Here is a 26181-nt window from a genome sequence, read left to right on the forward strand (position 1 = left end):
AAGCAGCATGAAACTTATCCAAGTAGCAAAACGACTCTTGAGCCGTAGGATCACCCTCCTCCACACAGTGCTGCTCGCCCTGGCAATGATTGGCCTGCTTGCATGGCTGCTCGGCTCCAACGAGAAGTGGTTGGTGCTCCCTGCAGCATCCTTTGCTTTTGCTTTCCTTCTGCTAGGCATCCAACTGCAGTTCTCTGTGGATTCGACTCAGACGCTGAAGAATAACTCTCAACGACGACACACAGCACTTAAAGTTGCCAACGATCGATTGGTGTCACAGACGGAACAGCTGGTTGCGTCATCAAGTGCTCAAGCAGATACCGTCGGTCGTCAACTCAAAGCCGTTTCCCAGGACTTGGCCAGAATAGAATCAACTCTGCAAAGCTCCGACATCGAACAACCGTTGGCATCCATGCGAGCTGACTTGGCCCGAATTGCATCTGGTAGTCAGATTCTTAGTGATCAGCAGAGATTCCGATTTGCTGAAGTGATTGATCTCTATCAAGATCAGGCGGATCGACAGCAGGCATTCGAACTGCGCTTACGTCATCTCCTTAAAGATGTTGTCGAAACTGCTATCGACAGCTCGTCGGAGAGTGAACCGTTGGAGGTCGAGGTTCTCGACGAAGTTGAGCCGACAACGGGCGATCAGTCCAAAGAGGAACCGCCGACCGCAGCAGGTGTCATTGGTGTCGACGCGCTAATAGAGGCAGTCTGGCCCTCCGTTCAGAATCATATTTGGTTGCGCGATCTGTATTCACGCTCGGGTTCTATTGCTCCTCGAAATTTCTTGGCGTCACCCGAGAACATGAAAGCGGGATCTTTTCTCGGCAATTCGCAAAGGCTGTTGATCGATTGGGGCATCGACAGTTTGACTTTCCATCTAGCTGAAGAGCGCTCTCGCGTCGGCATGATCACAGTCGCCGTTGAATCCGATGATCGGTTGGCTGACCTTGCTGCACAGGCACTAGGAGGTAGTCTAAAGACCGTCTCGACGGCCACCTTGGCAACCAATGAACTCGGCTACGAGTTGGCCGGGTTGATTGACGGGCCAGCCGGCGTCCTTGTCAGCAATCGACTTGAGGACAAGGAGCTTCAGCGATTCGCTGGCATGCTCGACGCCCTTACCTTCGTAGAGTGCGTCTACTTGACGGCCGCCATGACATTCGACGGGGGATGCACAGCAGATGTACTCACGAGCGCTGGATTTTCCTTGTCCGAGCAAGATGAAACGAGCGAGATTGACAAGGCAGGCCTGGAACTCTGGGAGCGTGTCAGTTGATGTCTAAGATCACTGCCCCGCTGCACATTCGGATCCAAAAGCCTAAGGCAGACGGATCCAGAGTTGTTTTTTCCTTCTCCGCTTCCCGTGATATTGGCCTTCAATCCCGCAACCGCTGGTACATCGATTACCAAGGCCTCGACGTAACTCACGTGGCCGCCGAGATGTTTACTATGGTTTTTCTCGCCTGGCAGTTGCCTGTATTTCTCCAGTCTCGAGCACAGAGCATTAGCATTTCTGCAGAATTCCCGGTCTCAGAGGATGTATGGCTGTTTGTAGAACGCTTGATGCGAAACAAGGGAATCTCGCTTAAGCGGGTCCAATTCGATGGGCTGGTTGCTCGTCGACCAGAAGCAACGGACGGAACCCCTGGATACGGATATCGTCAGCGCAAAACGTTGAGCGTCGTTCCGGACGGTTTGCCGCGTGGCGTGGTCCGCGAAATCCTGACAAAGTTCACCGACCCCAAGGACCTCTCATTTCGCTCCTTGGACGTCATCTTTGATGCCAAAGCTGAGGCTGCTTGGACGGAAAGTAAATCAGAACTTTCATCAAGTGCCCGGTTCAGCTCGGACTTTGGCGTGACGCTCAGGCGAGTGGCCCTCGGCGCGGCTCCACGCGCATTCAGTGCCTACGTCCTGGCGGCGGTACCTGGTCTCATTGCTGGCGGTTTTACGAGATATGCAACCTTCCTTGGTGGTAACCGTTTCTGGCAGCACGTAGGCGACTCCGCATCCATAGGAAACAGCGGTCAGAGAACTGAGAACTTTCAGGCACTTTCCGATTTCTTGGCAACCGCAGTCAATTACCCGGTTCAGTTCGCCAACGTCGGGCGTTCACTCTCCGGCCTTGGAGCCGTCAAGGCGCTCAATCGCCTTGCGCCTGAGTGGTCCTCATGGCACTCAGCCGCGATTGCAGGATCTGAGGTGTGGGCGACGCGTACCGCGGGTGTGCTCGCTTTCTTTGCCGCATCCGTAGAGCGGGACGGCCAGTTGAGTGCAGGCGCCAAAGCTCTGTTGAAGGGCAGCCGGATCTACTCGAGCATGCTTGCAACTGTACGTGGGAATGCCTTGATTGGATGGGACGGCAACATTGGGTGGGAATCGAGACTCGGCATTCCCGACTTTGAACTGATGGAGTTGCACGAATTGTGCAATAACCTGTGCAGCCGGTCCGTGTCGACGGTTGAATCTGATGACTCTACGTTTTGGGATGTAATCGCGCCATTTGGGAAGCGGGGATACCCAGATCTATGGAACCTGCGGCAACTGCGGCCCGATGAGTATCGGAATGGATTTGAGGAGTGCATCTCGGTAGTGCTCAACGGCGTCCTGGAGACTTCGGACTGGCGTGGTGAATACCCGCTGCGGAGCGAAGCCGTGAAATTTACTGAAACCGTAGAGTTGCCCCGTCCGTGGCCGATGTCCTTCCGGGTGCAGCGGGTGTCAGTTGGCTAAGCTGCTGACGTTGGTGACCTACCAAGCCGAATGGGGCGGTTTGCATGAGAATGTCGCATATGCCGTTCGAGCTTCCATTCGTGCTGGCCACACGATCGACGTCGCTTGCCCACCCTCGCGTCTCACAGATCACCTTCTGGCGCTCGGAGCTGGGGTCATAGATCTGCTGCCCTCTGCCTCATCTGAGGAGCTTGAGCCGTTGCTGCGAGATCGCGCTTATGACCTTGTTCACGCACACCCTTTCCGCTCGCGTGAGATAGGGCTGCAATTGGCCGCTTCATGGGGCGCGCCGTTCATGGCAACTTTCCACGGGTCCTACCTTGATGCGGTGTCAACCTGGCACGAGCGGGCCGCACTGATTGGGGCTGTGTCACCGGCTGTTGCCGAGAACTTGGTGAAAAGTGCCGGGGTGCCAGCACACAAGATTGCCTTGATCCGGAACGGTGTTGAGGACGAACTCTTCGAGCACCCCATAACGCCCGTTCAGGAACGCCTGGAACGAGGCCGTGCAGACATCGTCGTCCTCGCCAGAATGGATAAAGACAAGCTGGCCCTTGTCGAGAGCGTTGTCCCTACCGCACTGATGCTTGCTGAGGAGTTCCCCCAACTCGAATGGAGGCTTAGGATAGTGGGTTCCGGCTCTGCCGTCGGGGACTTCCAGGAGCACCTTCGGGGACGCCTCGCCGTGGCGCCTAACATCTCGACCGACTGGATGGGTTGGGTTAACTCGCACGAGACCAGCAGGGTTCTGAGCCGGGCTGTACTGGCTTTTGCTTCCGGCCGTGGAGCAGCTCAGGCTTTGGCTTTAGGCACTCCCGTTGTCGCTGCGGGTTCGCAGGGTGTGGTTGGCCTACAAGAAGGTGAGAACCTGCAACTGGGTTACTGGGGCAACTTTGGTGGGCAACGGTCTGAATTACATCCCGGGAACGAAGAGATTGCAGAACGAGTGATAGAGCTCCTTCGCGATCCAAAGGCTTGGCATGCAAAATCGGTGCGGGGCAGACAGTCCATATATGCCGGAAGCTCGCAGTCATCTGTTGATGCAGCGTACCTTTCCGCTGTGCAACTGGCCCTTGAGCACGGTTAGAGATGATGATGTAGCAACGATGGGTCGGGTCCACATTGTCCACAGCCTAAGTCTTCGGATGCAACGCCGAGCACGACGGATGGCAGCGTCACTAAGTTTCTTAAAAAAATTGATTTGGAGTCACCATGCAAAGTGCGTTTGTTCGCGGGTATGTCATATCCGACACCGAGTTAGACCTGCCTGACCAATGCAGTGACTGGCAGAGCTCCTCGATAGGTGGCTACAGCTTCTACTTCCACCCGCTGACGAAGTGGGCCCGGTTCTCCGATGCCCAAGGTGACAACTGGGCAGTATTCATCGGCCAAGCCGTCGACCTCGAGTCAGGGGAGACCAGCATGCCTGAACTCGCCAAACGAACATGTGAGATCCTCGGGCAGCAGGACGAACAAGCAGCAGTGGAGTACTTGGCCTACTTAGGGGGTCGCTTCATTTGCGCCTTCGGCAAGAAGGACGAAGTTACTGTTATCCCGGACTGCCATGCAACCATCGCCGCCTTTTGGACGGAGAAGGATGGGAAATTTGTTGCGTCATCCCATAGCCGGCTGACGGCAATCATCGCGGGTTGCGAACAGAGCTCAAAGTCCGCAGGCATCATGGAATCGCCTCTTTATACAGATGCTGGCGGAAAGTACTACCCCGGTGTTCTGACACCCTTTGAGTCAGTTCTGCCGCTCATAGCAAACTGCTTACTGCGCAATGAAAAACGACAGGGAACAACCCGTCACACACGGTTTTATCCGTGGGCAGATGTACAACCCCTTGGCGATACCGGGCTGGTTCTGGACGCATTCGGGAAGGTACTTGAGCGGCACGTCGAATTGCTCACAAGCTTGGGAAAGACGAACATATCACTGACGGCAGGTCTGGACTCTAGAGCAGCAGCGTTCGCAGCTGCCGACCAAGTACAGGAAGGATCGTATGCCTACACTTATTTCCGCTTTGAGGGTGCCGTAACCGAGACGGTGCAAGACCTGATGGGAGCGTCTGACTGGGCACGTGTACTCGGCCTCCCTCACAGAATTATTCGGCTCCACCCATACGACCCGGGTGCAGACTGGGTGAAAATGTATGTCCAGTCATTTCCGCGAGGAGCCCGCTTTCCTGCGCTGGCACAGTGCTATGACGAGAACTTCTCGGACGATGACATTTCATTGGTCTCCACGATCGCGGAGACCGGAACCGCCTTTTACAAACTTCGTGATTCACCGGACCCTACACCCGAAGTGCTCGCAGGGAAGTTCAGCCGGAGCCCTATTGGCAGATCCGAAGACATGGTCGAGGTTTTCAAGGAATACGTGGAGTTTTCAGAGTTCACGTCGAGCAGGATACACAACCTCGACTGGCATGACCTGTTTTACTGGGAGCACCGAAACAGCAAGTGGGCGTCCTTGTGGTACTCCGAGTTGGACCTGTCCCACAGGGTCTTCCTGCCGTTCAACAGTCGTGCACTGATCGAAATTATGTTGAGCCTTGACTACTCGCTAAGGGAATCTCGGTTCCTGCTCACGGAGTATTGTGCCAGGAAGGCCGCAGAGTTGGGCGTATCAGCAACTTTGATTAACTCGTAACGAAGTTGGGCTCGCATCCAGTAGCTGGATGCGAGCCCTTTTACCAACAGTTGCTAGACGTTGCTGGAGATCGGAACTTCGGAAGAGGGTTCTTCAGAGAACTCCCGAATGACGTCCGGAATACTCTCCTCCCAGGGTTCGGGGCTGGTCATCCTAGCCAGAAAGCCGGCCAAGATAGTTTTAGGCGGGGGAGTGTGCCCTGGGGCCCATGAGTCCATCATCACGTGGAGCTTGTTATCCGGATGGTTCACTGCAAGGAACGGTTCCATGTGCCGCTCAATATGGAAAGTGTCGTTAGTGTTTTGAATGTAGAGGACGGTGTTATCCACGGGCTGCCCATAGACTGCACAAAGGTCCAAGACGGGTGTATTGGGTATCTCCGCGATGGGATCATACTCATCCTCGGAAATTCCGAAAGCATGCGTCGCGAATGCTCGCACACTGCGATTAATGTAGCGCGTTACTTTTGTCTGGGGGTTGAAGGCAATTGCCAAGGATCCAGGGGTGACAGATGAATAGTACATGCTGGCATAGCCGCCACCTGATCCTCCGAAGAAGATCACTCGCTGCGCTCCGTGCTGACGGATTATTCGACCGATGACCTGAGGCAGAAGCTTCTGAAGAGGCTGCTTGCTGTTACCTGCAAACCACGCCAACGCGAGCTTGTCCGTTAGGTAGAGGCTTGGATCGGAAATAAAAATTCTGTTTGCGATGAGACCACCGGAAATGCCTTGTCCGGAGAGAACGGGAAGGTTATGCGTGGGCTCTATTGCTCCGTGGAAAAAGACGATGGTTACGTCGGCCCCGACGTCGCTATTGAGGATATCAATGGGGATACCCTGCTCATTGATGGAGAGAATGCCGACCGGTATCGATTCTGCTGCCAGAAACGTCTCCACATCGGGAAAGTGCGTTACGACATTAGCTGAAGTGTCGATTTTTTGTAGCCGCATGAGCCGTCCTTCGGTGATGTAATCCTCTTGTTCAAAGCATACTTGGACTAGGATGGATGATCGCGAAGACTGACCATGTTACGGTGCCCAGGTTGCTGGAATCTCGAATTCCAAAACCCGGGCACCGAATGACTGTAAGTAGAGGTGATCAGCCGCGATCAGAGTAGAACGCGTCGTTCTTTACTCCTGCGCCGTTGACCACGTTGATCATGTAGTCCTTGCCGACTCCGAGCGATGTGCTTCCGAGGTTTGCAGTGACTGACTCAAGCAGCGGGTTGATGCCGAGTTGCTTCCCGTAATTGGGGTTGTAATTAGTAGCGGGAACTGTCTTTTCATATGTTCGCCCGTTGGCGTCAGTCCACGCCACATGAACAGTGCCACCGCTTAGGTTATGGCCTGTCACCAGAACCCCGCCGCTGCCGTAAAAGATGGAATCAGTAATGACAGGCGTCATGTTGAATGTCTTCATACGCTCTGCCATGGGTGCCCACGTTCCGGTGCAGGAGTAGTAGGTATCCCAATTGTAGGAAATCGTCTTCATGGAGTAGTTGCCGAGGTTCTGGAGCTGGCGATCAATACGGCCCTTCGTGGTCTGCCCTCGCCCATTGGTGTCGCAGGGGTTCTGGCTTGTCTTCGGCGCCATTCCTTCCATGTTGGCCCATAGCTCGGCACCGGTTCCATCGATACCAATTGCCGCAGCGAGGAAGTAGTCACGGATGGGGGCGAGATACTTGCTTCCCCAGGAGCCGCTTCCAACTATGGCAGCAGCAAACGGGTCCACCGCCGAGTTCTCTTCGTTCTTAAAATAGGCGCCAGCCTTACCAGTTCCCATTCCGTCCTGAATCGCAACGGAAAGATGTACGCCGCTAGCGGTTAGCGCAATCTTTTCTGCTCCGTCGCGGACCCGGGTGGTCGTGTAACTTCCTGTGCTGCGACGGGCATCCAGGTAGGGGCTGACTACGGCATCGCGGCCCGGGAGGATACGTGCAATGGCTTGGTTTGCCATACGATACAGGCTCAGCACGGGGTCGTAGTGTGCGACGTCCGTGACCGGCATCTCGTATGAGTGGTAGAAACCCGCCAAACCGGGCAGATTGATGGCAGCCTTTTGGTAGCGGAGAAAACGATCCGTGAACTGCGTCAATGCTGAGAAGTATGAGACGTCCGGGAGCCATGGCGTGTCCAGGTTGTTCGCAGGTACGGGTAGGCCAGCGTAGTAGTGCATTCCCAACGAAGTAGCCGCATTGGCGACCGAGACATTGATGCCGGCGGTCCCAGGGTTAGTAGCGCCGGTAACCACGACGACGTCGTAAAGGCCGTTAGAGGAAGTGCAACTACTGCCTTGGTTGGGTAGGACGAAGACTGTAAAGGGTTGTCCATTGTTGGTGATTGAGAGATCGCGGGGGCACACCAAGGCTTTGCTTCCCCAAAGGCTGTAGTCGTAATAGGTGAAATATCGGTTGACCTTCACTCCGGAAGCGGCCGCCTGGGCACAATTGACGCCGCTAACCTTGCAGTCAGCGGGAATCTCGGCCAATGTCGCGGGCTTGAGTCGCGAACCGAAGGTGATGACGGTATCTCCACCAACGGCCTTGATGTCTGACAATTTCTTCGCGTTAGTCGCATCGCTGGTACTGCCATAGATGAAGTAGCCGCTGACCGGATAGACCGGTGCTGCGGCCGCTTGGGCGGTTGAACCTTGGAGGGACGCGACTATCAGCGCGCAAACAGCCATTAGGCCTGCGACGATGTGCCCGACGCTGTAGGGGTGGGATGTAGGTGTCTCTGCTTTAAAAGTTGCCACGGAGGATCCTTGGGCTCGTAGGGCTGAGACCTTGGACCTATGGCAAAAGACTGGCTGTTGCGGCTCCCAAACTCAAGAACTTGACAAGAACTTTCAAGCACAAAAAAGGGCCGTCAATACTCGTGGGAGTATGTGACGGCCCTGTTGCTGGGGAGCGTAGGCTAAACAGAAACTGTCAAACCAAATTCATCAATACGCTCGCCCACGCCGAGGAGCTCAGCTATTGCGGCCACAGTGCGTTCTGATGCGCGGCCGTCGCCATAAGGGTTTACGGCGTTGGCCATAGCATCGAAGTGGCTGGGTTCGTTGAGGAGACGATCCACTTCAGCGACAATCTTCTCCTCATCAGTGCCGATGAGTGTGACGGTACCTGCTACGACAGCCTCCGGCCGTTCAGTATTTTCGCGCATCACTAGAACGGGCTTACCGAGGCTGGGCGCCTCCTCTTGAACTCCACCGGAGTCAGTCAGGACGATGTGAGCCAGAGAGAGCATTCGGGTAAATTCCCCGTAGGCGAGAGGTTCTGTTACCACCACATTCGGCTTGCCGGCCAGCGCTGGCAGGACGGCCTCCCGAACGACTGGGTTTTTATGCGCTGGCAGCACGATGACGAGGTCGGGCTCGGCATCTGCAATGCGGGCCAGGGCGCGGCCGACGCCGCGCATGGCATCGCCTTGGTTCTCTCGTCGATGTGTAGTGACTAGGAGGATCTTTCGTCCGCTGGCTGCAAGCTCCTCCAGCTGAGGATCAGTGAACGGGATCTGCTTGTCGACGGTTGTGAACAAGGCGTCGATAACAGAGTTGCCGGTTACAACGATGTCCTTCGCTGCGACTCCCTCCGCCAGAAGATTTGCGCGGCTGGTCGAAGTCGGCGCTAGATGCAGGGTGGTGATCTGGGTAGTGATCTTTCGATTCGCTTCCTCCGGGAATGGGGAAAGCAAATTGCCGCTCCGGAGTCCCGCCTCAACGTGGACCACGGGAATCCCGTGATAGAACGCAGCGATGGCGCCAGCCGTTGACGTGGTTGTATCGCCCTGGACGATGACTGCGTCGGGCTTATTGACAGAGAAAAGCTTGTCGAGGCCCGTAATGGTTCGAGTCATGATGTCTGAGAGAGACTGTCCCGGCTGCAGGATGTCGAGATCATGATCAGGAGTGATCCCGAAAAGTTGATTAACTTGGTCCAGCATTTCGCGGTGCTGCCCAGTGACCGTCACAACACAGTCGAAGTCAGACGATTCGTGCAGTGCATGAACAATCGGAGCCATTTTGATGGCTTCCGGGCGAGTGCCGAAAATGGGCATGATGCTGGGCACAATTTCCCCCAAGGAGCAAGCTGACGAAGACAGAGACGTCTATATCCTACCGGAGCCGGGGGAGCGCAGCGGACGCTAAGGCCCTTAGCTGATGTGCCCAGCAATTGGTGGCCTTCTGGGTACTAGCTTATTCCGGCTTTAAAGGAGGGGGACTTCACATACTGTACGACTTCCGCAATATCCATCGGCCAACTGGCCACGGCGGCTACCCCGGCCAGGACCTCAGTCAACAGCGGCTTCGGCGGTGGCGCGTGACCGGGCCCCCAAAAATCCTCAAGCAGGAACACGGGATTGTCTGGATGTACTGCCTCGAGGAACGGCTGCATGTGATTTTCGGTATGGAACAAGTCGTTCAAGTTTTGAAGATATACGACGGCACCTCCCAGGGGCTGAGCGTACAACCCGCACAAATCTGTTACAGCCAGCTGCGGCAGGTAAGACAAGGGTTCTTGTACGTCGTCCGGGGCATCGTAGGCGATCTGCGCGTAGTCCAAGACCGTACTTGGCTGATACCTCGCTATGTTCGTTTGAGGGTTGAACACAACTGCTGCTGAGCCTGCAAACCGTGCAGCGAAATACAGGCTGGCGAAACCGCCGCCGGAACCCCCAAAAAACATCACGCGTCGGGAACCATGAGAGGTCACGATACGCCGGATGATCTTCTCTAAATCACTCTGAAGGCCGGGCTGCGCTTTGTTGCCCGCGAACCATCCGAGTTGAAGCCCTTCCGATATGTAGAGGCTCGGATCCGAGATGAAGATTCGATTAACCCCAATGCCTGTCGATAGCCCTTGGCCGGACAGAACAGGAAGTTGGCTCGTCGACTCCACAGCGCCATGGAACACAACCATGGTGGTGTCAGATCCGACATCACTGTTGAGTAGATCTATGGGAAGGCCTGCTTCACTGATGGAAAGGATCCCTTGTGGGATGCTGTCTGCTTCGATGAATGAAGCGACTCCCGAATACCAAGTGACCTGATTCGCGGTCGCGTCGATGACCTGTTGGCGCACGCCATTTCCCCTGTCTTCCGCTAATTTGCCCATGTAAGACTACCGGACGGTGGGCTGGTGATGTTGGAGCTGCTGGCCCCTGCGTACTACCCGGCGAAAATTAGTGCTGCGAGCAAAACGGGGATGCTCAGCACCACAAGCACAACAAGAACAAGAGCTACACGACGTTTGAACTGCCGCTCGCCGGCCTCTTTGCTTTGAACGATTGGAATGGCCGCTGACGAAGGCCGACGGTACTCCATAGGCTCCGCGGGAGCCGCTGGATTGCGTCGGGATGGCATGCTGAAGTTGAACCGGCGCCGCTTGAAATGGCGACCGGCCGGAAGCGGACGCGCGGGTTCTTGATTCACCGTTTGTACCTTCCATGGATGGCCGCTGTAAGGCCGGTTGTCTAACTCTTCCTCCCACTACCTTAGTGAGAAGTGCACTCCGGTCGCATCCAGATGTCGATCAACCCGCCCGTTTCGACCACTAAGCGGTCCATCCAAGCACCTGCGGAAAGGTCCGGCTGGGACCCAACCATCTGCACCTCGGCCGATGTGCATTGTCCAATCAGGGTGCCCGCCCGCATGAGGTGATATTCAGACGTCACCACGGTCACGGATTTCCAGCCATGATCCGCAATCAATCCGCGCAAGGCCTCGGCCTCGCCCCTTGTATTCAGAGGAGAAGGTCGGAAGCACACAAGATCAGGATCGCCTTCGCCCGCGTTCTCCTGGCATAGCGCGTCCCCTTCCACGTTGCCGGCCAAGCCGGTGGTTGAGACGACCAGAACGGGTATATCCAGGTTCTCCTGCAATTCCAACGCCACCGGCAACCGTTCCTTGCTCATGCCACCCAGGACAACGATCGCGTCCGTGCGGTGGGGCGTCGCCTGAGGCGGGTTGTAGAAGAATTGAAACGCTGCGATCAGCCAGAGCAATACCGCCAAGAAGCAAGCGCCAACAACAACGCCAATGATGCGCGTAGCGGGGGCAGTTTTGAGGGGCACGGGGACAGTCTAAGGTTCGGAAATGTGTGCCCTCTCCCAGCCAGGAGCCGCCGGGAGCGCCTAGCGGGTGTCAACATCCTCAAACACAAGGAAAGTCTGGGTATCCAGCACACCGTCCATGGACTGCAATTGGTCGAAGATCACACGGCGGAGATGGATGTTGTCCGTAGCACGCACCAGAAGAATGACGTCAAAGTCCCCACCCACCAGTGCAATGTGGTGAACCTCGGGAATGGCCCGCAGTTGTTCCTTCAGTTCGCGCCACGAATGTTGCTGAACCTTCAGCGTCACGTAGGCAGAAGACCGTAGGCCTGCCTTGATGGGGTCAACCAAGGCAGTGAACTTGGTCAGCACGCCCTCGCCGGTGAGCCGGGCAATGCGGGAGTACGCGTGGGCGCGGCTGATGTGGACGTTCTCGGCCACCTGTGTGATGGACATGCGGCCGTCGGTGGTGAGCTCATGGATGATGTCCCGGTCCACGTTGTCCAGGGGTATGGCAGTCTGCTCCGCCTCGGCCTCACTCATGCGCTCTCCAAACCGTCTACAGCACGGGCACGTTACCCAGCTCACAATTGCAATCTGTCTTTCAGAATACCCATTTTAGGCAAGGTCTTCCATGATTCAGCCGAAAGCTGGATACGAAATATCGCGGGGGAACATACTGGAAGCACATAGTGGCTAGAGAAGGACGGACCAATGACGATCCACGCAGACCACTCTGCGCCGGAAACGGTTGTAGAGGACCAAGCTGCTGACGTTCGGACAAAATTCGGCATCAGCGTTGAGGACTACATGCTTCCCGCCCGGCACCAGATCCAAATGGTGAACCCGGACGGCACCCTCCGCTCCCATGACGAGCAAGGCACCGAACCCGGCCACGAATACCCCACGCCCAGCGATGCTGAACTCATGGCCGCGTACGAGCAGCTCGTCGTCGGCCGCCGCGTTAACGACCAGAACTCAGCGCTCGTCAGGCAGGGCCGTATGGCCGTCTATCCCTCAAGCCACGGCCAGGAAGCCTGCCAGGTGGCAGCTGCCATGTGCCTTAGCGAGGGGGACTGGCTTTTTCCCACCTATCGTGATGCCGTCGCCGTCATGACCCGCGGGGTGGACCCCGTTGAGGTGATGACCATTTTCCGCGGCGACTGGCACGGCGGGTACGACCCCACCGAGCACAATGTGGGCATCCAATGCACCCCGCTCACCACCCAATTGCTGCACGCCGTGGGCGTCGCCCACGCTGCCAAGCTGCGCGGTGAAAACACCGTTGTGATGGCGATGTGCGGCGACGGCGCTACCAGCGAGGGCGACTTCCACGAGGCCCTGAACTTCGCCGCCGTCTTCCACCTTCCCGTCATCTTCTTCGTCCAGAACAACAAATACGCCATCTCCGTACCGCTCAGCCACCAGTCCGTGGCACCGTCGCTGGCCCACAAGGCTGTTGGCTACGGCATGGCCGGTGAGCGCGTTGACGGTAACGACCTCGTGGCGCTGCTCGCCGTGATGGACCGGGCCGTGAAGCTGGCCCGCGACGGCTCTGGACCGTTGCTGATCGAAGCCCACACCTACCGCATGCAGGCCCACACCAACGCCGACGACGCTACCCGCTACCGCCCGGACAGCGAAGTCGCCGAATGGCAGGCAAAGGATCCGCTGGCGCGTATGAAGTCGTACCTCACGGACAAGGGTCTCCTCGACGATGAGGCCAGCAACAGGATTGCTGAGCACGCCGAAACCGTCGCCACCCAGCTCCGCGAAGGCCTGGGCGAGGACGTCCCCGTTCAGCCGCTGGACCTCTTCAAGTACGTCTTCGCCAAGCAAACCCCGCAGTTGAAAGAACAGTCCGAGATGCTCGCCAGCGAACTCGCACGAGAGGAGAGCGCAAAATGACCGTCACCACCACTGCCGGCACCACCACAGCCAACGTCAGCGCAGCCACCGCCAGCGCCGCCGCTTCCGCCGCGGCCACTGCCGAAGCCACCGGCCCGCAAAGCCTCACCATGGCCAAGGCGCTGAACACGGCCATGGCCGATGCCATGCGCGCCGACTCTTCCGTCCTGGTCTTCGGCGAAGACGTGGGAATGCTGGGCGGCGTCTTCCGCATCACCGACGGCCTCATGGCCGAGTTCGGCGAACAACGCTGCTTCGACACCCCGCTGGCAGAATCCGGCATCGTCGGCATGGCAGTGGGCATGGCTATCAACGGCATGCGCCCTGTCATCGAAATGCAGTTCGACGCCTTCGCCTACCCTGCCTTCGAGCAGATCGTCAGCCACGTGGCCAAGATGCACAACCGCACCAAGGGCAAGCTCAAAATGCCCATGGTCATCCGCGTTCCCTACGCCGGCGGCATCGGGGGAGTGGAGCACCACTGCGACTCTTCCGAGTCCTACTACGCCCACACCGCCGGCCTCAAGGTCTACACCCCGGCCACAGTGGCCGACGGCTACCGCATGCTCCGCGAAGCAATCGACTCTGATGACCCCGTGATGTTCATGGAACCCAAGAAGCTCTACTGGTCCAAGGATCAGGTTGACTTGGGTGCCTTGCGAGCAGAGCACGACGCCGGCACCTCCACCGAGGGCCGCGCGGCGGTTGCCCGTCCCGGCACAGACGCGACGCTCATCGCCTACGGCCCGTCCGTACCCACCGCGCTCGCCGCTGCCGCTGCCGCCGCTGAAGAAGGCCGCTCCCTGGAAGTCATCGACGTCCGCACGCTGGTCCCCTTCGACGACGAGACCGTCTGCGCGTCCGTACGCAAGACGGGACGCGCCGTCGTGATCGCTGAAGCGCATGGCTTCGCGTCCGTGTCCTCCGAGATCGTTGCCCGCGTCCAGGAACGCGCGTTCCACTACCTCGCGGCGCCGATCCTCCGCGTCACCGGCTTCGACGTACCGTTCCCGTCTCCCAAGCTGGAGCACTACTACTTGCCAAGCGTCGATCGCATCCTCGACGCCGTCGACGACCTTCAATGGGAGGACTGACCGTGAGCTCAGATATGCAGGTCTTCAAACTGCCCGACTTGGGGGAAGGCCTCACCGAAGCTGAACTGGTGAACTGGCTTGTCGCCGTTGGTGACGAGGTCAAGGTTGACCAGCCGATTGCCGAGGTCGAGACCGCCAAGTCAATGGTGGAGGTGCCTTCGCCTTACGCCGGTACGGTTGCCGAGCTTCACGGTCAGGCCGGGGAAACGCTCGACGTCGGCAAGCCGCTGATCTCGATCGCCCGGGCTGGCGCTGCGGCCGCGGCGCCCGCTGCCGCAGCCGTGTCTGTGGCGCCCACTGCCGTCTCCTCCGGTATTGATGCCTCGCCTGCAGTTGAGGCTGCGGCGGAGTCGTATCGCACGGAGGAGAAGGCCGGTTCCGGCAACGTGCTGATCGGCTATGGCACCCCTGGTGGCGCGACCGGTGGTCGCACCCGGCCGCGCAAGGCGAGTGTCGCCGTCGTCGATCTTGGAGCCGTGGCTGAGCCCGCTGCTGAACCGATGATGGAACCGGTGGTTGCCGGGACGCGCATCCCAGGAAAGCTCAGCGCCGTCATTTCCCCGCTCGTGCGTAAGATGGCACGCGACCATGGCGTTTCGCTCGACGCCATTGAAGGCTCGGGTGCCAGCGGATTGATCATGCGCCGGGACGTGGAGGCTGCTATCTCAGCGCCGGACGCTCCTGCAGCTCCCGCCGTTTCTCCGTCCAAGGCAGAGGCGACGGCCGCTGCCGAAGGTTCCGTTGATAACCGGACTGGCTTGGCCGTCACGGCGCGGACACCGGTTCGCGGAGTCCGCAAGGCTGTCGCGGCGAATATGACCCGCAGCCGTTCCGAGATCCCCGAGGCAACGGTCTGGGTGGATGTAGACGCAACGGCTCTGCTTGAGATGCGGGCTGAACTCAAGAAGCGCGCACCGCACGATACCCCCGGTCTGCTGGCCTTCATCGCCCGTTTTGTCACGGCTGGGTTAAAAAAGTACCCGGCCCTGAACACCCGCTTTGAAACTGCTTCAGATGGCTCGCAAGAGATCGTCGGCTTCGATGGCATCAACCTCGGTTTCGCGGCCCAGACGGACCGCGGTCTCGTTGTTCCTTCGGTCCGCAACGCGCATGGGCTGAGCGCCCGTGAGCTGGACGCGGAGATTCGCCGCCTTACCGCCGTCGCCCGTGAGGGTAAAGCGACTCCAACCGAGCTGGGCTCGGGCACCTTCACGCTCAACAACTACGGTGTGTTCGGCGTGGACGGCTCGGCTGCAATCATTAATTACCCCGAGGTTGCGATGCTGGGTGTGGGCCGCATCATCGACAAGCCGTGGGTGGTCAATGGTGAGCTGGCCGTCCGCAAGGTCACCGAGTTGACCCTCGCCTTCGACCACCGGGTGTGCGACGGCGAAACGGCTGCGGGCTTCCTGCGGTACGTGGCTGACGCGATCGAGAACCCGGGTGGAGCGCTCGCGGATATGTAAGTACTTGTTGCACACAAAGAGGGCCTCGGATCGTCATGATTCGAGGCCCTTCCGCATTTGTTGTGGCGGTGTCTTAAATGCAAAAGTGGCGCGGCGCAAGTCAAAAGTCTGCTTACAATCTCCCGGGGGTCAGTTGGTGATCTCCAACTGCCTGCGACCAACCGACTCAGGGGTGGTCGCCATGTCCGTAGGATGCCCAGAAATATGCCAAAGAATTTCCGTGCCCGAGCGCTGGCTGCGTCCGGCACAGTAGTTGCGACTCTTTTGTTCAGTATGGGAGCGGTGGCGCTTCCCGCCTTCGCAGACAACAATGAGGTTTTGCCTAGCACGCCCCATTTGCTCCAGGAATCGTCCGAGGTATTCACTGATCAGTTCATTGTTGGTATCAACTCCAACGCTGGACAGGAACTTGCGGTAGCAGAAAATGCAGTCGTTCAAGCGGCAAGCATGCTCGAAACTACTGCTGAAGAGGTACGCCAAACAGCCGCCGGCGGGTACATCGTGAAGCTCGATGAGGCGCTTTCAACAGATGATTCTGGGCTTTTCCTCGATGCACTCAGATCTGATCCGAAGGTTTCATACGCAGAACCTGATGCCATCATGCAGACTTCGGCTGAACCAAACGATGGTTTATACCAGTTTCAGTGGAATTTGCGAGAAGACCAGACGGGCATTCGGGCGCCGGGAGCATGGGAATGGAACCGAGGTCAAGGCGTCGTGGTTGCCGTTGTTGACACCGGGATCACTAGCCATTCGGAGCTGGACGGCAACGTCCTCCCGGGTTATGACATGATTTCGAGCGCCTCGATTGCGCGCGACGGAGATGCGCGGGATTCCAATCCTTCAGATGAGGGGGACTGGGTTTCTGCAAATCAATGCTCATACGGCAGTGCCCAGGGAGAATCGTCTTGGCACGGAACACATGTAGCGGGCACCGTGGCTGCCATCGCTGGCAACAAGAATGGTGTTAGCGGCGTGGCTCCGGAGGCTCGGATTTTGCCGATCCGTGCGCTCGGTGCCTGCGGCGGGTACACATCGGACATTGCAGACTCAATTATTTGGGCCGCCGGTGGTGATGTCGCCGGGGTGCCGGTCAATCCCAACCCAGCGCGAGTGATAAACCTCAGCCTCGGCGGTACAAGAGCCTGCTCGGTTACGTACCAGAATGCGATCGACTTCGCTCACAACGCAGGTTCTTCAGTGGTTGTTTCAGCCGGGAACTCCAGCCGGCCAGCCGCGGATTCAAGCCCTGCCAATTGCCGGAACGTCATCGCAGTTGCTGCGAGCGGACAGACGGGAGCGCTGGCTCCGTATTCTAACTACGGCAGTGTGGTAGACGTCACCGCGCCAGGTGGAGACATGAGTTGGGACGCTTTAGGCGGCATCCTGTCGACTTCCAACACGGGCGCAACGACACCGGGGCAGGAGGCCTACCAGTTCAAACAGGGGACTTCGATGGCGGCTCCACATGTTGCCGGCATAGCTGCACTCCTGTATTCCGAAGCCGGCGCTGACCTTAGTCCTGATGCAGTAGAACAGCGTCTGAAAGACTCAGCGCGTCCGCTTCCTTCCGAGTGTTGGATGGGCTGTGGTGCAGGCTTGGTGGACGCTGCGGCAGCGGTGGACGGGGTAGTCGCACGTACGTCCGTGACCCCTGCGCCAGTGGTGTTCGCCGACGAGGACGGTACGCCGAATGACACCTACACGGTTCCGAAGACAATTGGCGTTGAGTATGTTGTTGCTGGCGAAGTAGTCGCTTCAGGCACCTACCCGGGAGCAGGCACGGTGAAGGTGACGGCAAGGGCCATGAGGAAGTACGTACTCGCCGAGGGTGCTGCCACGGAGTGGTCGTATACGTTCAAGGCGACTCCCTTTACCGTGACTCCTGCCGCCGTTGTCTTTACGGACAAGGACGGTTCGAAGGACGACGTGTATGTTGTTCCTTCGACGACGGGTGTTGAGTACCTGGTCGGTGGGAAGGTCGTTGCTGCTGGCACGTACCCGGGAATGGGCGCGGTGACGGTCACGGCGAAGGCGACAACGGATTACGTGTTGGCTGTTGGTGCGACCGCGTCGTGGTCTGCCACGTTCAAGGCCTCCCCGTTTGTGGTGACTCCTGCAGCCGTCACGTTTACGGATAAGGACGGCACGAAGGACGACGTTTATGTTGTCCCGTCCACGGCGGGTGTTGAGTATCTGGTCGGCGGGAAGGTTGTCGCTGCGGGCACGTATCCGGGAACTGGCACGGTGACGGTCACGGCGAAGGCGAAGACGGATTACGTGTTGGCTGTTGGTGCGACCGCGTCGTGGTCTGCCACGTTCAAGGCCACCCCGTTTGTGGTGACTCCTGCAGCCGTCACGTTTACGGATAAGGACGGCACGAAGGACGACGTTTATGTTGTCCCGTCCACGGCGGGTGTTGAGTATCTGGTCGGCGGGAAGGTTGTCGCTGCGGGCACGTATCCGGGAACTGGCACGGTGACGGTCACGGCGAAGGCGAAGACGGATTACGTGTTGGCTGCTGGTGCGACCGCGTCTTGGTCTGCCACGTTCAAGTCCGCGTCCGCGGTCTCGTTCGCGGATGTTGCGCCGGGCGCCCAGTTCCATGCTGAAATTTCGTGGTTGGCATCGCAGGGGATTTCCACGGGGTGGGTTGAGGCGAATGGGTCCAGGACGTTCCGCCCGTTGCAGGCGGTGAACCGGGATGCGATGGCTGCGTTCATGTATCGATTGGCTGGTTCGCCTGCGTTCCAGGCACCCGCGAAGTCGCCGTTTGCTGACGTGACTCCGAGTACGCAGTTCTACAAAGAGATCACCTGGCTTGCGTCCCAGGGCATCTCGACTGGTTGGGTGGAGGCCAATGGGTCCAAGACGTTCCGGCCGGTGCAGCCGGTGAACAGGGACGCTATGGCTGCTTTCATGTACCGCTTCGCGGGTAAGCCGGCGGTCACGTCCTCTGCCTCGTTCGCGGATGTGCCTGCTGGGGCCCAGTTCCAGAACGAGATCAGCTGGCTGGCTGGGGCAGGGATTTCCACTGGCTGGACCGAGGCAAATGGGTCCAAGACGTACCGGCCGCTCCAGCCTGTGAACCGCGACGCGATGGCTGCTTTCATGTTTCGCTACAACCAAAAATACGGAAAGTAGCCGTGTAGAAGGCATTAAGACCTTCACGACGCCGGTGGTCAGGTTCCCCTCGAACCTGACCACCGGCGTCGTACTTTTCCACAACCAAAAAGCCACCGTCCGGTTCCCACAGCCCGACCCGGTAGGCTGGAAGCTGCTTTTTGACGCTCTAAAACCGAGGTACCGTGCGAGTTGTAGTTCTTGGAGACATTGGTCAATCCATTTATCACGTGGGTGACGAAGCGATGACTCATGCCGTAGTGGACGAACTCCAGGCCCGCGGAATCACGGACATTGTGCTCCTGTCCCGGAACCCGGAACAGAGCAGCAAGCTGTATGGCACGGCCGCAGTGAAGACCTTGAAGTTCCCGTGGCCTCCCAACCGTCGAGAGACGTACCTGAAGGAAATCCAGGCTGTCCTGGCGGGTGATATGGATGCCCTTCCTGCCGCAGATCAGGTCCATACGCTCATCGAGACAATTAAGTCTTCTGATGGTGTGGTTATTGCAGGCGGCGGCAACATGAATTCCCCGTATGGCTGGTTGCTGTACGAACGGGCCGCAGTGGGCGCAATTGCGAACGCACTCGACAAGCCGCTGGTCATCTCTGGCCAGACCGTGGGACCCGTCCTCACAGGACCCGACTACGACGCCGCTGTGGAACTCTTCCGCTCGGCAGCGCTCTCCAGTGTCCGGGAGCAAACGTCCTTCGAACTGATGCGTGAAGCTGGCGTCCCGGCCGGATTGACCTTGGATGACGCCAGCTTCCTCAAAGCGGGCCCTGTTGACGCAGCCTATTCGTCGGCCGTTCCGACGTACCAGCCCAGCCCGGATCGGCCGTACATAGTGGCCAGCTTCGCGCCTGGAACGGGAGCGATGGACAGGGACGACTTTAACCAGGGCGTAGCCGACCTGCTGGACAGAATCGCTGATGCCGGCCAGGTGGACGTCGTGATGGTTCCGCACATGTCCCGACCGGGGAACCGTGACATGGACATGGAGACGCACGAGGATATCCGCCGCCGGATGCGGTCCAAGAACGTCACCGTCTGCGGGCAGTTCACTGCGGAAGACGCTGCATCCCTGACGATGCGGGCCGAATTCGTAGTCGCCAGCAGATACCACCCCATCGTCTTCGCATTGGCAGTAGGGGTGCCTTGCCTTGGTATTGCGGTGGACTACTACGGAGAAGTCCGGCTGGGTGGCGCCCTTGCCAACTGGGGCTTGGGACACACCCTGCGTTCATTGAGGCACGTGGTAACCCCAGGGTTTGACGACTATGTGGACCTTCTCTGGAACCGCCGGAATGACATCCGGGCTTATCTGCAGGACCTCAGCCCTGCGCAAAGCTCGTTCCAAAGCACATGGTGGGACGCCGTCGTCGAGACCCTCAAGGGCGCCACCCTGGACGCCCCGGTCCTCAGCACTCCGGAACCGGTCTTCCCCGAACTGCACTCGGGCGAGCACCCTGCCGCTGCCAAACTAACGGCCAACAACGAATCGCACATTGGTCACCAGTCCGTGGAGCTTTACCGGCTGACCCATGCCTTGGAGGACACCACCGGCACTCTCGCGGCGGTGGAAGCTGAACACGAGAAGCTGCGGGTTGCTTTGGAGGACTCGGCCGGGAAACTGTCAGCCGTAGAGACCGAATCCAACGAGCTCCAGAATCAGCTCCGGGCGCTCGAGACCTCCCTTGTTGTACGGGTGGCACGACGCCTGAAGTTGCTGCGGGCCTGACCCGCCAGTCTTCCAGCTTTCCCTCGGTTTTGATGGGTAGAGTAGAGGCCTGAACATCGCCGGATTGCAGTGGATACGGAGCACGAATTGTCAGCTTGGCTAGAACTCGGACCGGACAACTACGTCTTGGAAACCGAGGGATCGTTACTGAACACCGGGCTCGTGGTGGGCTCTGAGCTTGCCATGGTCATCGACACCGGCTGCGGCCCCCGCCAAGGCCGGGAGATCCTCGCTGCGGTCCGCGAAAAGACCCAGCTGCCGCTGGTAGTTGTGAACACACATGCGCACTATGACCACTTCTTCGGCAACGCAGTCTTTGCCGACGACGGCGTCACAGAGTTTTGGGCGCACGCCAACTGTGCTGCGGCCATCCAGCGCGACGCCGACAACCAGCGCCGCTTCGTGGCCACCAACGAACCGGAGATGGCAGCATCGGAAGGCGACGCCGTCGACATCGTTGTTCCCAACGCGCTGGTCCACGACCAGCCGGTCCTCGTGGACCTCGGCGGAATCACAGCGACCCTCTTCTACCTGGGCCGCGCGCACACTGACGGTGACCTCTTGGTAGGCACCAGCTCCACGCTTTATGTGGGTGACTTGGTGGAGCAGGGCGCGCATCCGTCGTTCGAGGATTCGTACCCCGAGGAGTGGGCAGATGCCCTGCGGCACATCTCTGCCCTCCGCCACCGCTACGAGTTCCTGGTGCCAGGTCACGGCAAGCCCGCCAGCGACGAGTTCGTCAAAACCATGGCCGACACCATGAGCACGGCTGTCCGCCAGGCCACCCAGAGCATTCGGGACATGCCTTCAGACGCAACCAAGGCGATTCCCGTCCTGCCATACGGCCCGGAGCAGTCCCGCTGGTTCATCAAGAGGCTTCAAGAAACCAACGCCCAAGGACGTGCCTCGCTGGCTACTCCGGACTTCGGACCGGGAAAAACAGGTTCCTACCCTTCTTAATCCAGGGCTGCTGAAATCCAGTCAACGAAGCAGAAGAACGGTCCGTCATCAGAATGTTGGTGACGGACCGTTCAGTTTCTAACCAGTGATAAGGACCCAATCCTTGGCCTACAGACCGCCGGCTATTGTCCGATTCCTGTGTAGGAGTAGCCGATCTGGATCTTGGATCCTGTGGGCAGTGCGCCGATGGGTTGGCTCAGCACCACGTCAATCATGGTGACGATGATTGATGTGGATGATTTGCTGACCTTGTGCAGAGTCACTTGGCCGAGGCCCGCCACCTGCACCACGGTGTTCGGGGCGACAGAAGCGTTGATGGCCGGCAGCCCCGCGATCCTGAGGTTGGTGAACGTTGACGTGTCCGACAATGTCGCTGTGGTGGCGCCCGCGGCTCGGGTCGTACTCGTCTCGGCCTTGATGGCATCGGCCTGGATCAGTCCGTTGAGCACGTTCAGTCCTGCAAGGGAATTGGTCACGGTGACCTTCGGTTGTGGTGACAGAACTCCGATGGTCTTCGTTGAGGCTGCTCCGGAGCTTGCAAGGCCAGGGATATTAAGTCCTGCCACGTTTGCGGAGGTGGTCCCAGCACCACACCCTGCGTAGGCCACCGCTGTAGGCCCGGAATTGAGCAGGCCATTGGCGAGAACGGCCCTGCTGGTGAAGCCCGTACCGGAAAGATATCCGGCCTGGGCTGGGGTAAGGTTGGCCGTGCTGACGCCGAGGCGGATGTCCGTTCCGACCTTGATGCCGGCCAGACCAGCCTTAAGGACCTCAACACGAAGGGCCGTGGTCGAAACCTTGTAGACGCCGTTGACAAGGACTTTTTCCTGGCCATTGAGCGTGATTTTTCCGATGGAACCCAACAACGGTGCCTTGAGGTCGAGCACAGTGTTCGCGCCGGGGTTGGCCCCAACCGCGACTCCCAAAACCTTCAAGTCAGCAATGGTCGTCTTATTTGTTCCAGAAAAAGCGCCCGCAGTGTTTTTATCCGCAGAACTTTCGGAGGTGATGGCACCGGCAGTGACAAGTCCACCCAGAAGGTTGGTACCAGCGATCGTTGATTTGCTTTCGATTCGCTTACCTGTGGTGGTCAGCAGTGTTTTGACACTGGTTGTTGCGGCGCCGACGTTGCCGACGGCGGGCACGGGCAATGCCGCTGCGGTGTTCGAGGACGTCCTTCCAGTGAGGCCTGTGCAACTGATGCCGGAACTCGCCGTAGGACCTGAAGTTAGTGTCTTGTCCGTATTGAAAATGTAGGAACCATACGCGGTACCAGCGAATCCGGTGGTTACCTGCGCTGGTGTGGTTGCGGCGAGGGCCGGCGTAGCCGACCCGGCAAGCGCAAGAGTTAGTGCCCCCAATAAAGCAACATGCGAACGTTTCATGTAGTTCTCCCCAGAATGTCGTACACGATCTCGTAAGAGTGCTTACGGTGGTGCTCACGGTACAGTCCGGAAATAGGCTAAAACAATAGATCCAACGAATCGGGTAAAGAGTTTCTTTTCTATTCCCTCGTCCGACGCCCTAGGCAGGACTAACCAAGAATTGTCCGCGCGGTGCAGGCTGCAGGGATTCTGTGAGATGAGGGCCCCCCGGAATCACGTTGTGAAATCTTGTTTACTCCCAGCCATGGACTAATGGGTAACTCCAGTCCTAGGATGAAGGCGACCATTCGGTTCGCGACTACCTGGGGGTGTCGAGATGAAGGGCACACGCGTATTCCCGCGTGCTACCAACATTCTCCGCTCTGTCATGATCGCTGGAGCCGGTACGGCAATCTGGATGGCACTCTCCGCAACAGCTGCGAATGCCGACAGTGGATCTGCAGATAATCACACACTTGTGGGTGAAGCATCGTCCAACGTCTCCGCTGCTGTTTCCTCGGCAACAGACGCCGTCGGGTCCGTTGCAAAAGCTGCTGATCCACCTGCGAAGGCTCAAATCATCAGCATTCCTGTCCCGAACGTGCCGCTGCCCGCACCTGCTAAGGCGGTAGTGCCCACTAAACCGATGACCATTCATGTTCCGGTGGTGACGCCCATCGTGGAGCACGTGGGGGGATCGGTCGGCACCATCGTGGGGACCGTCCCAGTCGTCAACCACGTTGTTCCGGCTGAAACAGTCGAAAACGTCGTGGACACGGTGGTGGCTCCAGTAACTGGAAGCGTTGACCAGACCGTGGAGGCAGTGGTTCCTCCCGTCAACGATGGCCTGGCACCCCTTGGCTTGGAGCCCGTCACCGACGTAACGAACCCCATTGTTCAGCCGATCGTGGATGTGGTTGACACCGTCCTCCTGCCAGTCGCCACGGTTGTTCCACCGGTTGTACCGGGCCTTCCGCCGCTGGCTGGTGGGGGCTCCGAACCTCCCGAAATCCCGGCTGGAGACACAGCCCCGGGCGTCGGCACGCTCCCAGGTTCCGGCGTCGTAAGTCCACCGGAAGGTGAGGCCGTGGCCGGAACTCCACCCCGGGAGTCATCTCCCGCACAAGTCGAGCAGCTAGCACTCGCGACTGCTGCGCCGGTGCTTCCCAACGCCCGCGTGCTCGGCTATTCAGGCACGGTACTGGCCGTTGGAGCAGCCGCGACGAGCAACCGTAGGGCGCCGGCGGAGTTGCCTGCGGACCCCAAAGCTGTACCGGCTGGCCTGGCTGGGGCCGGGGCCGGTAACTCCCAAAACGGTCCACCGACCCCTGCGGCAGCTTTCCTGCACGGCGGGCTCATCATTCCCGCGGATTTCCTTTCTGACCTTGTGACGGTCAGCGATGAACACCATCCAAAGCCGGTCTGTTTTGATCCCGGCTCCTCTCCTGACTAGTTCCCCAGCCCAGCTGCGCTTTAGTCCGCAGCAGACGGTAATTCGGCCGATCCGACAACGGACGCCTCTGGGAACAAGACCTTCAGGAGAAGATCACAATGAACACGACCATTCGCAAGTGCCTGATCGGCACATGCTTTGCCGGGGGCATGATTGTCCTCAGCGCAACCGCGGCAAATGCCGCGGATACTACCAGCGGCAAGGACGGGCTCCTTTCCGGAACGCAGGTGGTTGCGCCTGTATCGGCGCCTATCACCACCGGCGCCACATCACTGGGACTGTTGGGGGATTCAGCAGCTACGACGTCCGCGCCGGCAACTGCTGGAGGTTCGGGCCAAGCACCTGCTGCCACCACCAGCGGCTCCGACAGCATCGTTTCCGGTACGCAAGTAGTCGCCCCGGTTTCGGTGCCCATAAACCTGGGCTCGTCGTCAGTGGGTCTGCTGGGGGGCTCCACTGTGGCGAGCCCAGCCACACCTGCCGCACCAGCAGCGGCAACAAGTTCGACGCCGGCAGCCGGGACCAGCGGTTCCGGCGGCATCGCCTCGGGAACCCAAGTGGTCGCTCCCGTGACGGTTCCCATCACGGTGGGGTCGACGTCGGCGGGCGTCCTGGGTGACTCATCTGCCACCTCAACGCCGGCAACATCAGCTCCCGCACCGGCTCAAGCGCCGGCGCAGGCAACAACGTCGGGGGGAGAGTCAATCGCATCCGGCGCTCAGGTAGTGGCTCCGATAGTGGTCCCTGTTAATGTCGGAGCCACTGCTGTGGGTGTGGCTGGAGATTCTGCAGCCACGTCCGGCAGTTCTGGTGGGACTGTTCCTGCTGGTGGCACTTCTGGCGCTTCGACGAGCGGTTCGGATGGTGTTGGTTCGGGGACTCAGGTTGTTGCTCCGATTACGGCCCCGGTGAATCTGGGTTTTACTTCGGCTGGTGTGTTGGGTGACTCTTCCGCAACGAGCACTGGTTCTTCCGGTGGGGCTGCTCCTGCTGGCACCACGGGTGGCAGCACCACTTCCGGCAACGACGGACTCCTCTCGGGAACCCAGCTGGTCATACCGATTACGGCTCCCGTAACTGTCGGTTCCACGTCAGTGGGCGTCGGAGGCGGCTCAGTCGGCACCGTTACGCCTCCGGTTGTGAACCCGCCTGTGGTTGCGCCTCCGGTGGTGAACCCGCCTGTGGTTACGCCTCCGGTGGTGAACCCGCCTGTGGTTACGCCTCCGGTGGTGAACCCGCCGACCGTCAACCCGCCTGCTGGCGGCGGTCCTAACGCTGGGGGCAACGCTCCCGTTACCGGCACCACTGCAGGGGTCGGCACCCAAGCTGGCACCGTTGTGACCCTTAGTTCCACCCAGGGTGCGAAGACCGCGGCAGCCTCCACCGCCGTCGGGAGCTCAAGCTCACTGGCCAATACGGGGCTGAACGGCACCTTCGTTGTCTGGGCAGGCGCCATGCTTCTGATGGGCCTGCTCCTGGCCGCAGGTAGCCGACGGAAGGCGGCAGCCAACCGCCGGTAGTCGGCCGCAGGCAATCCCGCTTCGCATGTAGCTGTTGCGGCTTCGGATCCCGGAGCCGCAACAACTGCGGAACCCACTGGTGTGCTGGTGCGCATTGCACA

At 59.1% G+C, this 26181-nt stretch carries 20 protein-coding genes; 12 read left to right on the forward strand and 8 right to left on the reverse strand.

Annotated features, from left to right (window positions below; translation table 11 throughout):
• Positions 1 to 7 precede the first annotated feature (7 nt).
• The 4 genes from BMY91_RS00915 (at position 8) to BMY91_RS00930 (ending at position 5394) form a co-directional block, all read left to right on the forward strand.
• Entirely contained in the window at positions 8 to 1282 is a 1275-nt protein-coding gene (locus tag BMY91_RS00915) for a hypothetical protein (protein ID WP_090817049.1), read from the forward strand.
• On the forward strand, positions 1282 to 2739 hold the full coding sequence (locus tag BMY91_RS00920) for a hypothetical protein (RefSeq protein ID WP_090817052.1): 1458 nt from the start codon (positions 1282 to 1284) through the stop codon (positions 2737 to 2739). Before BMY91_RS00915 ends, BMY91_RS00920 begins: the two co-directional genes overlap by 1 nt.
• 13 nt (positions 2740 to 2752) lie before the next feature.
• Positions 2753 to 3826: a glycosyltransferase family 4 protein gene (locus BMY91_RS00925; RefSeq protein ID WP_177179818.1), complete on the forward strand. Its 1074-nt coding sequence runs from the start codon at positions 2753 to 2755 to the stop codon at positions 3824 to 3826.
• A gap of 125 nt (positions 3827 to 3951) precedes the next feature.
• Entirely contained in the window at positions 3952 to 5394 is a 1443-nt protein-coding gene (locus BMY91_RS00930; protein ID WP_090817061.1) for a hypothetical protein, read from the forward strand.
• A gap of 53 nt (positions 5395 to 5447) precedes the next feature.
• Here BMY91_RS00930 and BMY91_RS00935 read toward each other — a convergent pair whose 3' ends face one another.
• From BMY91_RS00935 to BMY91_RS00960, 6 genes are all read right to left on the reverse strand, one after another.
• The gene (locus BMY91_RS00935) at positions 5448 to 6347 is read right to left on the reverse strand and encodes a hypothetical protein (RefSeq protein ID WP_090817064.1); all 900 of its coding nucleotides are present in this window, start codon (positions 6345 to 6347) and stop codon (positions 5448 to 5450) included.
• Between the two features lie 148 nt (positions 6348 to 6495).
• Complete coding sequence (locus BMY91_RS00940; protein ID WP_143054021.1) at positions 6496 to 8151, reverse strand: hypothetical protein; 1656 nt, start codon at positions 8149 to 8151, stop codon at positions 6496 to 6498.
• 161 nt (positions 8152 to 8312) lie between these two features.
• Complete coding sequence (gene wecB / locus BMY91_RS00945; RefSeq protein WP_371261014.1) at positions 8313 to 9455, reverse strand: non-hydrolyzing UDP-N-acetylglucosamine 2-epimerase; 1143 nt, start codon at positions 9453 to 9455, stop codon at positions 8313 to 8315.
• A gap of 134 nt (positions 9456 to 9589) precedes the next feature.
• Entirely contained in the window at positions 9590 to 10513 is a 924-nt protein-coding gene (locus BMY91_RS00950) for a hypothetical protein (RefSeq protein ID WP_143054022.1), read from the reverse strand.
• A gap of 379 nt (positions 10514 to 10892) precedes the next feature.
• Positions 10893 to 11471: a YdcF family protein gene (locus BMY91_RS00955; protein ID WP_256212511.1), complete on the reverse strand. Its 579-nt coding sequence runs from the start codon at positions 11469 to 11471 to the stop codon at positions 10893 to 10895.
• A gap of 60 nt (positions 11472 to 11531) precedes the next feature.
• The gene (locus BMY91_RS00960) at positions 11532 to 11996 is read right to left on the reverse strand and encodes an Lrp/AsnC family transcriptional regulator (protein WP_090817073.1); all 465 of its coding nucleotides are present in this window, start codon (positions 11994 to 11996) and stop codon (positions 11532 to 11534) included.
• 171 nt (positions 11997 to 12167) lie between these two features.
• On the opposite strand from BMY91_RS00960, the gene pdhA reads away from it, so the two are divergent.
• The 3 genes from pdhA to BMY91_RS00975 are packed head-to-tail and all read left to right on the forward strand — an operon-like array spanning position 12168 to position 15921.
• Positions 12168 to 13361 (forward strand): pyruvate dehydrogenase (acetyl-transferring) E1 component subunit alpha, encoded by a 1194-nt coding sequence (pdhA, locus tag BMY91_RS00965; RefSeq protein WP_090817076.1) that lies wholly within the window; start codon positions 12168 to 12170, stop codon positions 13359 to 13361.
• Complete coding sequence (locus BMY91_RS00970; RefSeq protein WP_090817079.1) at positions 13358 to 14455, forward strand: alpha-ketoacid dehydrogenase subunit beta; 1098 nt, start codon at positions 13358 to 13360, stop codon at positions 14453 to 14455. The genes pdhA and BMY91_RS00970 overlap by 4 nt, the downstream gene beginning before the upstream one ends.
• The gene (locus tag BMY91_RS00975) at positions 14443 to 15921 is read left to right on the forward strand and encodes a dihydrolipoamide acetyltransferase family protein (protein ID WP_090817082.1); all 1479 of its coding nucleotides are present in this window, start codon (positions 14443 to 14445) and stop codon (positions 15919 to 15921) included. The genes BMY91_RS00970 and BMY91_RS00975 overlap by 13 nt, the downstream gene beginning before the upstream one ends.
• A gap of 129 nt (positions 15922 to 16050) precedes the next feature.
• On the opposite strand, the gene BMY91_RS23270 is transcribed toward BMY91_RS00975, so the two are convergent.
• Complete coding sequence (locus BMY91_RS23270; protein ID WP_218143818.1) at positions 16051 to 16359, reverse strand: hypothetical protein; 309 nt, start codon at positions 16357 to 16359, stop codon at positions 16051 to 16053.
• Positions 16360 to 16521: 162 nt separating this feature from the next.
• On the opposite strand from BMY91_RS23270, the gene BMY91_RS00980 reads away from it, so the two are divergent.
• The 3 genes from BMY91_RS00980 (at position 16522) to BMY91_RS00990 (ending at position 21743) form a co-directional block, all read left to right on the forward strand.
• On the forward strand, positions 16522 to 19065 hold the full coding sequence (locus BMY91_RS00980) for a S8 family serine peptidase (protein WP_256212570.1): 2544 nt from the start codon (positions 16522 to 16524) through the stop codon (positions 19063 to 19065).
• Positions 19066 to 19274: 209 nt separating this feature from the next.
• Entirely contained in the window at positions 19275 to 20783 is a 1509-nt protein-coding gene (locus BMY91_RS00985; protein ID WP_256212512.1) for a polysaccharide pyruvyl transferase family protein, read from the forward strand.
• Positions 20784 to 20870: 87 nt separating this feature from the next.
• Entirely contained in the window at positions 20871 to 21743 is an 873-nt protein-coding gene (locus BMY91_RS00990; protein WP_256212513.1) for an MBL fold metallo-hydrolase, read from the forward strand.
• 122 nt (positions 21744 to 21865) lie between these two features.
• Here the strand turns inward: BMY91_RS00990 and BMY91_RS00995 are convergent, their stop codons facing one another.
• Positions 21866 to 23128: a choice-of-anchor P family protein gene (locus BMY91_RS00995; protein WP_143054023.1), complete on the reverse strand. Its 1263-nt coding sequence runs from the start codon at positions 23126 to 23128 to the stop codon at positions 21866 to 21868.
• 316 nt (positions 23129 to 23444) lie between these two features.
• Here BMY91_RS00995 and BMY91_RS01000 point away from each other — a divergent pair, with 316 nt between their 5' ends.
• Both BMY91_RS01000 and BMY91_RS23040 read left to right on the forward strand, forming a co-directional pair.
• A complete protein-coding gene (locus BMY91_RS01000) occupies positions 23445 to 24560 on the forward strand; it encodes a hypothetical protein (RefSeq protein ID WP_090817092.1) in 1116 nt (371 codons plus the stop codon).
• A gap of 98 nt (positions 24561 to 24658) precedes the next feature.
• Positions 24659 to 26080, forward strand: coding sequence for a cell wall anchor protein (locus tag BMY91_RS23040; protein WP_177179819.1), 1422 nt, complete (start codon positions 24659 to 24661; stop codon positions 26078 to 26080).
• The last annotated feature ends 101 nt before the right edge of the window (positions 26081 to 26181 follow it).

Origin of the sequence: Arthrobacter sp. yr096 (assembly GCF_900108925.1) — a bacterium.
Classification (GTDB): Bacteria; Actinomycetota; Actinomycetes; order Actinomycetales; family Micrococcaceae; genus Arthrobacter.